Source organism: Rectinema subterraneum, from assembly GCA_009768935.1.
GTDB lineage: Bacteria > Spirochaetota > Spirochaetia > Treponematales > Rectinemataceae > Rectinema > Rectinema subterraneum.
This window is the reverse complement of sequence record WESA01000017.1, coordinates 19,889-32,343: the sequence shown is the minus strand read 5'-3', so window position 1 is coordinate 32,343 and position 12,455 is coordinate 19,889. Positions and strand designations below refer to the sequence as shown.

The 12,455-nt window shown below is 48.6% G+C and carries 10 protein-coding genes; 8 read left to right on the top strand and 2 right to left on the bottom strand.

Annotated features, from left to right (window positions below; all coding sequences use genetic code 11):
• Positions 1-85 precede the first annotated feature (85 nt).
• From GAP13_RS06045 to GAP13_RS06035, 3 genes are read left to right on the top strand one after another with little or no spacing between them, the layout of a single operon-like run.
• The gene (locus GAP13_RS06045; protein ID WP_158907214.1) at positions 86-1,777 is read left to right on the top strand and encodes an ABC transporter permease; all 1,692 of its coding nucleotides are present in this window, start codon (positions 86-88) and stop codon (positions 1,775-1,777) included.
• Complete coding sequence (locus tag GAP13_RS06040) at positions 1,764-3,008, top strand: ABC transporter ATP-binding protein (protein WP_158907212.1); 1,245 nt, start codon at positions 1,764-1,766, stop codon at positions 3,006-3,008. Before GAP13_RS06045 ends, GAP13_RS06040 begins: the two co-directional genes overlap by 14 nt.
• The gene (locus GAP13_RS06035; protein ID WP_158907210.1) at positions 3,005-3,928 is read left to right on the top strand and encodes a PfkB family carbohydrate kinase; all 924 of its coding nucleotides are present in this window, start codon (positions 3,005-3,007) and stop codon (positions 3,926-3,928) included. Before GAP13_RS06040 ends, GAP13_RS06035 begins: the two co-directional genes overlap by 4 nt.
• A gap of 146 nt (positions 3,929-4,074) precedes the next feature.
• On the opposite strand, the gene GAP13_RS06030 is transcribed toward GAP13_RS06035, so the two are convergent.
• Positions 4,075-5,601 (bottom strand): bifunctional metallophosphatase/5'-nucleotidase, encoded by a 1,527-nt coding sequence (locus tag GAP13_RS06030; protein WP_158907208.1) that lies wholly within the window; start codon positions 5,599-5,601, stop codon positions 4,075-4,077.
• A gap of 105 nt (positions 5,602-5,706) precedes the next feature.
• Positions 5,707-6,537 carry a helix-turn-helix domain-containing protein gene (locus tag GAP13_RS06025; protein ID WP_158907206.1) on the bottom strand — a complete coding sequence of 277 codons (831 nt, stop codon included), beginning with the start codon at positions 6,535-6,537 and terminating at the stop codon, positions 5,707-5,709.
• 161 nt (positions 6,538-6,698) lie between these two features.
• On the opposite strand from GAP13_RS06025, the gene GAP13_RS06020 reads away from it, so the two are divergent.
• From GAP13_RS06020 to GAP13_RS06000, 5 genes are all read left to right on the top strand, one after another.
• The gene (locus GAP13_RS06020) at positions 6,699-8,027 is read left to right on the top strand and encodes a Gfo/Idh/MocA family protein (protein ID WP_158907204.1); all 1,329 of its coding nucleotides are present in this window, start codon (positions 6,699-6,701) and stop codon (positions 8,025-8,027) included.
• 13 nt (positions 8,028-8,040) lie between these two features.
• Positions 8,041-9,297 (top strand): ABC transporter substrate-binding protein, encoded by a 1,257-nt coding sequence (locus GAP13_RS06015; protein WP_158907202.1) that lies wholly within the window; start codon positions 8,041-8,043, stop codon positions 9,295-9,297.
• A gap of 90 nt (positions 9,298-9,387) precedes the next feature.
• Complete coding sequence (locus tag GAP13_RS06010) at positions 9,388-10,278, top strand: carbohydrate ABC transporter permease (protein WP_158907200.1); 891 nt, start codon at positions 9,388-9,390, stop codon at positions 10,276-10,278.
• Positions 10,275-11,324: a carbohydrate ABC transporter permease gene (locus GAP13_RS06005; RefSeq protein WP_158907198.1), complete on the top strand. Its 1,050-nt coding sequence runs from the start codon at positions 10,275-10,277 to the stop codon at positions 11,322-11,324. Before GAP13_RS06010 ends, GAP13_RS06005 begins: the two co-directional genes overlap by 4 nt.
• 15 nt (positions 11,325-11,339) lie before the next feature.
• A complete protein-coding gene (locus GAP13_RS06000; protein WP_222126161.1) occupies positions 11,340-12,449 on the top strand; it encodes an ABC transporter ATP-binding protein in 1,110 nt (369 codons plus the stop codon).
• Positions 12,450-12,455: the final 6 nt, after the last annotated feature.

Here is a 12,455-nt window from a genome sequence, read left to right as displayed (position 1 = left end):
GCCTGGACTGTATTCAGGCAATTAGCCGGCGCGCGGGGTTCAGAGCTCTGCGCGCCCTATTATACAAAAGGAAACCACTGCATCCATGAGAAAGAATACGCGTTTTTCGATAGCGCATCTTGTGCGCGATCCTGTACTTCTGTTTCTCGTTCTTCTCGTCTTTACGGGCCTTATTCTGTTCATTCTTTTTCCGCTATATAAAATATTTGTTTACAGCGTAACAAATAATGAAGGAAGGCTGAGCTTCCAGGCAGCGATCGATATGTTCACATCGAAGGCGTACGCGCGGCCTTTGGGCAATTCGATGCTCCTCGGGATTACGACCGGAGTCCTTGCAACGCTCATCGGCTATATTTTCGCCTATGCGCTCACGCGGACCGACATTCCACTCAAGGGCTTTTTCCGGACCATTGCGACGATTCCCATCATTTCGCCGCCATTCATCCTGTCGCTCTCGATGATCTTTCTGTTCGGGCGCAACGGGCTCATCACGAGGAAACTACTCGGTATTGAAGACGCCAATGTGTATGGCATGCACAGCCTTGTCGTCGTGCAGACGATTTCATTTTTCCCTATTGCCTACCTCACGCTGACAGGGACGCTCTCCAAGCTCAATCCGGCGGTCGAGGATGCTGCTCTCAACCTTGGGGCCTCGAAAGCGCGGATTTTTCGCACGGTGACCCTGCCGCTCTCGGTGCCGGGGATATTGAGCTCGCTCCTCCTCGTATTCATCCAGTCGATGGAAGATTTCAGTAATCCCGCGGTCATTTCGGGCAGTTTCTCGACGCTCTCGGTTGAGGCGTATCGGACGATCACGGGCATGTATGATATGCGGGGCGGCTCGCTCATGGCGCTCATGCTGCTGGCGCCGACGCTTATCGCGTTTGTGTTGCAGAAATACTGGCTTGCGGGAAAATCCTTCGTGACCGTGACCGGCAAGCCGACCACAGCGCGCGCCCAGAGCAGGGATCCGAAGCTGGTCTGGCCGCTCTTTGCATTCTGCATGCTGGTGGCTGCGATCATCATTCTGTTCTATGGGACGGTGCTGGTTGGCGCCTTTGTGAAGATCTGGGGCATCAATTTCAGTTTTACATGGAGCCACTTCAAGTATGTCATGACGCTCGGCTGGCAGCCTCTACGCAATTCGGTCATTCTGGCTCTAGCATCGACGCCGATTGCGGGGCTTCTGGGAATGATCATCGCGTTCTTGGTGGTGCGCAAGGAGTTCCCTGGCAAGCGGGCGATGGAATTCGTTTCGATGCTGACATTTGCGGTGCCGGGCACGGTGGTCGGCATCGGCTACATCCTCGCATTCAATGACAAACCGTTCATGTGGACAGGCTCGGCTTTTCTTCTGATTATGGCCTTTACCTTCAGGAACATGCCGGTGGGCATCGAGTCGGGGACCTCGACCTTGATTCAGATCGACAGATCGATCGAGGAGGCATCGACGATTCTCGGAGCCACGGGCGCAGTGACGTTCCGCCGCATCAGCCTGCCGATGCTCAAGCAGGCGTTTTTCTCGGGGCTCGTGTATTCGTTCGTGCGTGCGATGACCGCGGTGAGCGCGGTGATTTTTCTCATTTCGCCGCGGTGGAACCTGGCGACCATCAGCATTTTTTCGCTGTTCGAAGCAAGCAAATATTCAGATGCAGCTGCGTATATCGTAGTGATGATTGTGATTATCGTCGTGGCGATCGGCGGGCTGAACCTGCTGGTCGGGCTTCTGGGCAACAGCGGCACGGTAGCAAGTGGAGGCAACAGTGAGCGTACGTGATTTCAGTGCAAGAAGTTCGAATGTAACCCTCATACATCTTACCAAAAAGTTCCGAAGCCTCGATGGCTCGGGCGAAATTGTAGCAGTGAATGATGTCAATCTGGAGATTCAGGCGGGCGAGCTCGTGACGATTCTCGGTCCATCGGGCTGCGGCAAGACAACCACGCTCAGGATGATCGCGGGATTCGAATATCCGACATCGGGTTCGATTCTGATTGGCGGCCGCGATGTCGCAATGATTCCGCCCAACAAGCGCGGGCTTTCGATGGTGTTCCAGAGCTACGCGCTTTTCCCACACCTCTCGATTTACGAGAATGTGGCCTATGGCTTGCGCGTGCAAAAACTTCCCGCGCAGGAAATACGGGAACGGACGGAGCGCGCGCTCGAGCTTATGCAGCTGACAACGATGGCGAGGCGGTTTCCGAGCCAGGTTTCGGGCGGGCAGCAGCAAAGGATCGCCCTGGCGCGCGCGATTGTGATCGAGCCGAGCGTCCTTTTGTTCGACGAGCCACTCTCCAACCTCGACGCCAAGCTGCGCGAGTACATGCGCGATGAGCTTCGAAAGCTGCAGAAGCGCCTAGGTATCACGAGCCTGTATGTGACGCACGACCAGAGCGAGGCCATGGCCATTTCGGACCGCATTGTCATCATGAAGGACGGATGCATCCAGCAGGTGGGCACGCCGCGCGAAATCTACGCGTATCCCCACTCGAAGTTTGTGGCGGATTTTATGGGCAAGGCGAATTTTATCAATGTGAATGTGCTAGGCATGGAGGGCGAGACGGTTGGGCTGGGAGGCAGAGAAGGCGCGGGGAGCTCAGAAATTTCGGCAGCCGCCGAACGAGCAGCTCGCATCGAAATAGAAGGAAGGCAATTCGTTGTGCCGCGGCCGGGAGCCGTTGCACCCAAGGCCGGGAAGGCGCTGCTTGTGGTGCGACCAGAGACGCTGAAGCTTGTGCCGCTTGGTGAGAGCGCCAGCGAAGCGGATCTCTCTGCAGGCGGCGCTCGTGGCTCCCCTGGAATCGCCGCCCTCAAAGGGCGCATCGACCGGTTCACCTATTTCGGCAACATTGCGCGCTACGAAGTGTCGACAGAGAATGCGCCGCTCCTCATCGAAAGCTATAACCCCGGGGCGTCCCAGATTCTGGAAGAAGGGGCTGCGGTCGGCATTGTCATCGATTTCGAATCAGCCCGGCTTTTGCCGGCCGACGAGCAGGAGCACAGAGCATGACCTTTACCCAACCTTCAGAGCACCAGTTTGACATCGCATTTCTGGGACAATACACAAAGGACACGATTATTACCAAATCAGGGACGCGCATCGTCGATGGCGGGGCATATTTTTATGGATCTGCAGCAGCAGCGGCTCTGGGGCTCAAGGTCGCAGCTATTACGCGGCTCGCTGCGAGCGATTTTGCGAGCTTCCGGTTCTTGCTCGAGCGCGGAGTGACAGTCAAAGCCATTCCGACAGAGAAGTCTACCTGCCTTCAGCTTTTGTATCCTTCCGACAATCCCGATGAGCGCGTGCTTTCGGTGACTTCGGTTGCGGAGCCTTTCGAGCCTGCGGATGTTGCTTCGATTGCAGCGCCGGTCTGGTCGATCGGGGCATCGATTCGCGGCGAAGTAAGCCTCGATGTGCTCAAAGCGATCAAAGCAAAAGGTGCGCGAATCGGCCTTGATGCCCAGGGTTTTGTGCGAGTCGTGCGTGATGGCATGCTTGCATACGACAGAGAGTGGCCAGAAAAGGCAGAGGTGCTCTCGCTCGTCGATGTGTTCAAGGCGGATGTAGTCGAGGCCGAAATCCTCACTGGAACGCGCGATTTGCGCCAGGCGGCGCGAGAGCTTGCCGGCTTTGGTGTTGCGGAACTTGTGCTTACGCACGCAGACGGAGTTGTTGTCTACGCTGGGGGCTCTTTCCATGAAGCACCCTTCAAGCCCAAAAGCCTTGTGGGCCGAAGCGGGCGAGGAGACACCTGCCTTGCATCGTATCTCGCAGTGCGAATAACCATGCCGCCAGACGAGGCGACATTCTGGTCAGCTGCGCTCACAAGTCTTAAAATGGAAGCGCTCGGGCCTTTTGCCGGCACACAAGCCGATATCGAAGCTGCGCTGCATGAGCGCTACGGTTTACACAAGGTTGAGAACACTTAGCAAACTGACCGCAAAAATACAATAGCAGCCGAGCAAAAAAAGGCTGCCCCACATATCGGAGCAGCCTCCTTTTGCTTCAAAGACTATAGTTCAGGTGTTGCCCACTGAGCCTGCTATGCAAGCTCCGCAGCGCGCACCCACGAACCTTATTTCTGATACACCATATTCTCGTTCGTCACCGTGCCGAGATGCTTCAGGTATGCAATAAAAACTTCGGCATCGGACGGGAAGTCGTTCTTGGCCTTTCCGACGAGCATGCGGTAATCATCGCCACCATTGAAGAGGAAGTTCAAAGTGGCAATAGTGTATTCCTTGTCCGGATCGACAGGCACGCCGCCGATCTTGATGTCAGACACGCGGTCGCCAGCGGGCTTCGAGGCATCCAGCGCGTAGGTCAGGTTCGCAAGATGCGGGAAGCGGCCATCGGGCGCAGGCAGTTTGCCGACACCATTTTCGAGGATGGCATCGATTTCCTTGCCGAGAACCTTGCCGGTCTGGATGTAATTGCCAAAGGGCTGGACAGTGTAAATCTGCTTGAGAGTGATATTGCCAGCAGGGATAGAATCGCGGATACCACCGCCGTTCATGAGAGCAAAATCAGCTCCGGTCACGTACAGCATGGCATTTGCAATCAGGGTGCCAAGATTCGACTGCTGAGTGCGGACAATTTCGCGTTTGCCTTCGAGCGGAACCGAAGTCTGTCCGACAACCTGCGAGAGTACCGCATCCTGCGCTTTGACAAGATCGCTCAGCATGGTTGCGATGCGCGGATCGCCCTTGAGATCGGGGGAATTCTGCGGCGTAATCGTCCGGGCGGTTTTGGAGATAACCTTGCGGTCTGGCCCTATAACGACATCAACAACACCAAGCCCAGAACCATACGCGCCCGTACTCGTGATAAGAGTATTGGTAGTATTCTTTTTCTGGATATCTGCAAGAGAAGTATGGCTGTGCCCATCGAGGATAATATCGATCTGCGGTACGAATTTTGCGAGCGTGATCGAAGTGGGATCGCTGGAATCATCGACGCCGAGGTGCGACAGGCAGACGAGAAGGTCGTATTTGCCAGCCAGCTCCGCGACAACCAGCTTTGCCTCGACGATCGGATCGGAGAAAGTGACACCCTGAATGCCTTTCGGATCGGTCTTGTAGGCGGTCTCGGGCGTTGCAAGGCCGAAGAAAGCCACACGCACCCCGCCCATGTCGCGAATATCATACGCAGGGAAGACGCGCTGGCCATCCTTGTAGACATTTGCTGCCAGGATCTTGAAATTCGCCATCTTGGCAAGCTCGAGCAGGCGAGCAAAGCCGTAATTGTAATCGTGGTTGCCGGTGGTCATATACGCATAGCCGAGCTCATTCATGAGTTTGACCGCTGTTTGACCCTGGTCGATATTCACAACAGGCAAACCATGGAACGTATCGCCCACATCGACAAGCAAGGTGTTCGGATTCTTCGCTTTCAGCTCCTGGACAGCCGCGTAGATCTTCGGGAATCCGAGTTCAGTCTTGCTCTCGACAATGCGCCCGTGCATATCATTTGTATGCGCAAAAGTAATCTGGACATTGCCCGGCAGATTCGGCAGGCTCCCTTGAGCGGAAAGCGAGCCAGTGAATGCCAGCGTGAAAATTGCCGCTACCAGCACGGCAAATTTCCCGATTCTTTGTAACATCGCAAACCTCCTTGTTTTGATTGAAGATTCTGTTCCTCAAATAGTATTTGGTGCAAGAGCTATTATACCCCCCTCCTCGGCAGGAGACAAGGGAAAATAGAAAAATTATGCTTCTCTATAGCGCTTTCGATATTCAGAAGGCGTCAACCCGGTCACTTCTTTGAATTTGCGATTAAAGAAGGAAACATTATTGAAGCCAGATTCATAGCATATGTCGTCGATATAGAATTTTGTCTGGATCAGCAGCTTCTTTGCATTGTTGATTCTGATCGAATGAATATACTCTATAAAAGATAGCCCATAGCGCTTTTTAAAAGTTTTGCAGAAGCTGCTGACTTTCATTCCGACTTTTCGGCTTACTTCTTCGAGATTATAGGTTTTATCAATCTCGTTGAATATCTGAGTTATTGCCTGCTCAAATCGGTCAGTCAGCACTTCTTGATTGTGAGGCAGCAATGAACATAGTTCCCTGTTTTTGTCTTGCGAAAGCACATTGAGGACTTTCAAGAGCCATAACCACTTGTCCAATCCATTCGAGCTATTCAAATTTTCCATGAGCGGCAGACAATCCACAATCGCTGGAGAGCTAAATGACAATCCTTTTTTCGATTCACCGATAACATTCAGTATATTGATGAATTCAGATGGCGCATTAGGATATTTGATATGTTTTTCCTGGAATTGGATAATCCACCCCTGAAGAGAACCGATGCTCAGCAAACCATGTGGCAATGAAGGGCCAAGCAGAAAACCTGCTGGTGCTTTGTAGTGTTTTACCAAATCACCTATATGAGCTTGGCCTTCACCGTTCTTAATTAGTACAAGCTCAATGTCCTCATGATAGTGCCAGTTAAAATGCAGTCGTCTATCATCAAAGTATTGAATACAAAAAGAATAACCAGGCGTCGGATATATAATTTCGCGTACTGGATTCATATCGAACAGTATACTGTCAATTGATAAATCGTGCAAATTCGTACAACATTCGATGCAAAATAGTACAAGCATTTTGACGCAATGCCTCTACAATTGAAAATGAAATGGCAAGGTCAGCAAGGGCTGCTTAGGCAAAGTTTGCGCAGAGAAGGAGTTTCTTTATGAATGCTCAAAAAGGGGCAATTCAAAGCATACTCATAGGAGCTGGCAACAGAGGAGCTGAAACATATGGCCGATTTGCTCTTGCGCATCCAAGGCTTTTTAAATTTACTGCAGTAGCGGAGCCCAACCCTGTTCGAAGAACCAATTTTGCCGCCCAGCATGATATTTCTGAAGAAAAAAGTACAGACTCGTGGGAAAAGCTATTAGAATTTGTAACGCCTCGCGATGTTGTTTTTGTCTGCAGTCCTGACAGATTTCATTATGAGCAAGTACTTGCTCTTATAGAGCGAGGATGCTCGATCGTTCTGGAAAAACCTGTAGTGGTAAACACCCAGCAATGCGCAACATTGTCAAAATTAGCCTTGGGGAAAAATACAAATATAATTGTTTGCCATGTCTTGCGTTACACACCATTCTTTTCAACATTAAAGCGGCTTCTCGACAAAGGCAAAATCGGCAGGGCGATTACCTTCAATCTGCAAGAAAATATTGCCTATTATCATTTTGCGCATAGCTATGTGCGAGGCAACTGGCGTAATGCCTCGCTCTCAAGTCCTTCGATTTTGGCAAAGAGTGTCCATGATTTAGATATTCTGTACTGGCTTGCAGGCGCACCCCCGGAAACTGTTGTTTCCATGGGCGACTTAAGCTGGTTTAAAAAAGAAAATTCACCAGAGAATGCGCCGGATCGTTGTTTGGATGGTTGCCCTCACGCAGATACTTGCCCATGGTATGCGCCGGATCTCTATCTCACTGAAAATACAGGGTGGCCTACATCAGTTATCAGTGATGATACTAGCCTTGCATCTCGAATGCAGGCTATTGAGACTGGCCCCTATGGGCGATGCGTATATCGCTGCGACAACGATGTCATGGATCATCAGGATGTGCTGATACGCTTTAAAAATGGCATCAATGCCTCTTTTAGCATGAATGCCCTGACATACAACAAAACAAGAATAATCCAGATATCGGGCTCAGAAGGCGAAATCGTCGGCGATCTCGATGAAGGCTGGATAGAAGTACGCACATTTTTGCATGGAACAAAAGAGCGCATCCAATTGGGCTCTTCCGTTGGAGGACATAATGGCGGGGATGTCGGCCTTATGAACGATATTGCCAGCATTTTCAAGCAAATTGATGACTCTCCCGACCCGGAGACAAACAAAACAATACAGATAAAAAACAGTAAATCATCTATCGAAGAATCACTTGAGGGCCATTGGATGGCTTTCGCAGCTGAGGAATCGAGAAAAAAAGGAATTTTTATCAACATGGATGCGTACAAGCGTGATGGTGTATCCACACGGGAAACCGTGAATATATAAGGAGGAAGAAGAAATGGCAAAGTCACGAGTGACGTTCATTGCGGTTTTTCTCATTTTGATTGGCCTTGCAAGTCCCTTTTTTGTTATGGCCCAGGGCACTCAAAAAGGAGAAAAAATCAAAATTGTGTCGCAGATGTTTTATGACCCTGCACAACAGCAGTATATAAAGGAGCAGATACTTCCTAAATTTACTGCTGAAACAGGCATCGAAGTGGAGCTGCAAGTCGTAGCCAACGCCAGCGAACTCTACAAAGTGATCCAGGCTCAGCAACAGACCGGAAAATGGAGCACAGATATTCTCATCGCACACGACTCAACTGCTGTTCCTATAGTACAGGAATACAGAGCAGTGCAGCCTTATACCAAAATTCCGGCCGGAACATATATCACGCAATTCGATGATAATTTTGTTCAGGGCGGAAAGCGGTATTTCGTTCCTCTTCAAGCTGATGTGTATTTAACCATTGCCAACCGAAAAGCGCTTCCTTACCTGCAGAAACTTGGATATGACATCAATAATCTGACATGGGAGCAGCTGGCTGAATGGGTTCGTTTGATCAAAAAAGAAACTGGTCTGCCGAAATATGTATTCCCTGCCCTAGCTGGAAAATTTGCCACATATGAATTCAATGCTGTGCAGCTTGCATATGGCGACAAGTACGTTCCGGCTTTTAACACTCCTGCATCCCAAGCAGCGTTCAAGCTTGTTGCATCGATGAAAGAAGGTATTCTTCCTTCATCTCCGACAATCGATTTCCCCACAGCATCACTAGCCACAGAAGAAGCGTGGATCACTGTGTTCCATCAGGCATACGCAAATGCGTCATTCAGCCAGGCACCAGACAAATTTATCGTCGCTCCTGTGCCCATCGGCGGATCTGGCAAACGCGGGACTATAATTGGCGGCCATGGCATCGGTATTATCGCTGGCTCAACCCATAAAGCCGCCGCCGAAAAATTTGTCGAATTTTTCCTGCGCGATGATATCCTGTATGCAGTAATGAAAAACACAGGCCCATGGATTCCTTCAAAAGCGGAAATCACCTCCAAACTTAAAGATGATCCTTCCGATCAGATTATGAAAATGGGTCTGGCGACGCTCACAGGCCCTACGCTTATCGATAGAGTCAGAGTTGCGGAATATCAGGACTGGGGCCAGGTCAAGAGGCTTTACGAAGAGGTTATTGGAGATATCCTGGCTGGCAAAGATATAAATAAGCAATATCTGGATGCAAAGCAAAAGGAATTGGAAAGTCTTAAAGTAAATTGAAAGAGCCGGAATAATTGGCTCAAAACAAAAAGCGGTGGATGCTGCCTTTTCATGGGCAGCATTCACCAATTAATTTCGGCGAGGTAGAGCATGAACCGAATGCGGCGGGCTGGATTTTTCAAAAGTCCTATATGGTTTCTGGTGCCGGTCATTATTTATTATGCTGCATTTTGGATAAGGCCAACCATCAGCGTCATTATTGAGTCATTTACCGATAAATCAGGCGTTTTTTCATTTGCAAATTATGTGCGGCTCTTTTCGCAAAAGTCAATGCGAACAGCATTTCTGAACACGATACTATTTACCCTTGGTTCTGCAATTCTTCAGTTTATTCTTGCGTTTGCCCTGGCGCTCTGGCTGAATAAAAAATTCCGCTTTTCCAATCTAGTGCTTTTCATCACGCTGATCCCTATGGCATTTCCGCCAGCAGCAGTCGGTATTCTTTGGAAAACGGGGCTCTATCGCTTTGGATGGATAAATTCTTTCCTATGCTCGCTCGGGTTAATGAATCCAGCGAATCCCGTAGATTGGATGTCCTTCCGAAATCTTTATGCAGTTATTTTACTTATTATCATCGATACATGGACCGTTCTTCCTTCTGTGATGATAATTCTTCTAGCGGGTCTTCAGAATTTCAACAAAGAATTCGAAGAGGCCGGCTGGGTTTTTGGAGCCAATAAATTTCAAACCCTTAAAGATATTGTATTCCCTATCATGAAGCCGACTATTATCACTGCGATGATTTTGAGAATGATCGCAGCAGTACAAGTCTGGCTCATTGCTGTTATGATCTTCGGCTACAATGTGGTGCCGTTCCTGGTTGAGCGAATTGCCTACAATGTCGATGTCATCACTTTTGCAAAATATGCCCGCAAAGATGCATATACCATTTCTGTCATTGTCGCTGCTATTGTCCTGATTTCAGTGTCCATTTACCTCCGAGTTTCTGGAGAGAAGCAGAAAGGAGGTGAAATCGCATGAGCATGCGCCCCGGAAAGCTCTGGTCGCGGACAGTCTTTCTGCTCATTCTGGCAACTATCGCGAGCACAGTAATATTGCCAATTCTGTATTTCCTTACTATATCGTTTGCATCAAACTACGAAGCATATCAGTTCCCGGCCAAAATATTCCCAACTTTTTCCTATTCCGCACAGCTTCGATACAATGCCGAAAAAGATAGCTATACTTTGCTATTAAAAAAAGGCTCAACCTACGAAGCTGTAAAAACAACGCAGGATGTTTCGGATTTTTCGCTCTATTGCAAGAGCCAGTTGAATGTTCTGCTTTCGAGCGCTGCGGTACAGGAACTTTTTAACAAAGCAAAAAATACCGATCACGCTCTGCCAATAAAATTAAAGAAAGATTTCTTCCGCAATTATATTGTGTTTTTTATTCTGGCTGAGGGCTCGATGTGTGCTTTGTTCAATTCTTTGAAGGCAGCCGGATGGACAATTTTAATTTCGCTCATATTAGGCGGGGTTTCCGGCTATATAATGGCTCGATATAAATTCAAGTTCAGCAACACATTCAGCACCAGCTTACTTGTTGTCAGAATGTTTCCAGCAGTTGCGCTGTCTTTGCCTCTTGTCGTCTACATAATGAAAATGAATTTGTATGACACCTCGTTTGCTCTGGCAATTGTGTATGCAGTGCCCAATATTGCGCTAACGGCATGGATCACCAGTTCAATTTTCAAAGGAATAAGCGTAGAGCTGGAAGAAGCCGCTATGGTATTTGGTGCAACAAGGCTCAAAACGCTGATGACTATTACCTTTCCTTTGGCTTTTCCGGCAATTATTGCTTCTTCCTTGTATGCCTTTCTTGCTGCATGGAATGATTCAATAACGGCTCTTATAATGACGAACAATAATCCGACACTTGCATTATTAGTCTACAGAACGGTTGGTTCATCCACGATTCCCAACCTGCCTGCTGCAGGAGCAGTTGTGCTTCTTGTGCCATCGCTTATTTTTACTTTCATTATCAAGAATTATATCAATCAGCTATGGGGAAAGGTGGCTTTATAACTTTGATGGAGGAAGATGGTGTCTTATCTGAAACTGAATTCGCTCAAAAAAACGTATCCCAATGGCGTTACAGCAGTAAAAGATATCGATTTGGAGATTGAAAAAGGCGAATTTGTTGTAATTCTTGGGCCCTCAGGGTGCGGCAAAACAACTACGCTGCGCATGCTCGCCGGTCTCGAAGAGGTCACAAATGGCTCAATCATCCTTAATGGAAGGGATATCACTCATTTGCCTCCCAGGCAAAGAGATATCTCTATGATCTTTCAGTCATATGCAGTATGGCCGCATATGACTGTAGCAGAAAACATTGCCTATCCTCTTAAATTGAGAAAAATGGACAAACATACAATTCATTCAAAAGTGCAAGAAGTAGCCAGGATATGCAATATTCTCGATTACCTGAATCGCTATCCTGCACAGCTTTCTGGAGGACAACGGCAAAGAGTTGCAGTAGCCCGGGCATTGGCAGTCGACTCCAAACTATCGTTAATGGATGAGCCACTCTCTAATCTGGACGCCAAGCTGCGCACTTCAGTGCGGACTTTTCTTAAAGAAATTCATCGAAATACCGGAGCTACAACTATTTTTGTAACGCATGATCAAGCTGAAGCTATGGCGCTTGCCGATCGTATCGTAGTCATGAATGAAGGCAAAATTGAGCAAGTGGGCTCGACACGTGAAATCTATAACCAGTGCGGAAGTCTCTTCACTGCTCAATTTATGGGAACACCTCCTGCAAACATTCAAAAAGTCTCGTTGATATCAAACCAGGAGCGGCTGATTGCAAATGATAAAAACGCAGAAACACAATTTTCTCTTGATTTGGGGAACCAGAGCGCTTTTCCTGGAATTGATCGCTATATTGGAGAAGAAATTTTCCTGGCAATTCGACCAGAAAACATCAATATCAGCGAACCTAAAGGGATAAATGAAACATCGATCGAGATTGTCGAACCTCAGGGAGCATATACGATTCTCGTTACCAAAGTATTCGGAAGCGAGTGGAAGATAATGCTCGAGGGTGATATCGATATTCGAATTGGGCAAAAAGTATCGCTAATAATAGATCCCGGCAAAATCATGCTATTCGATGCACAAAGCAAAAAACGGGTTAATTTTTCCTAGAGTTAC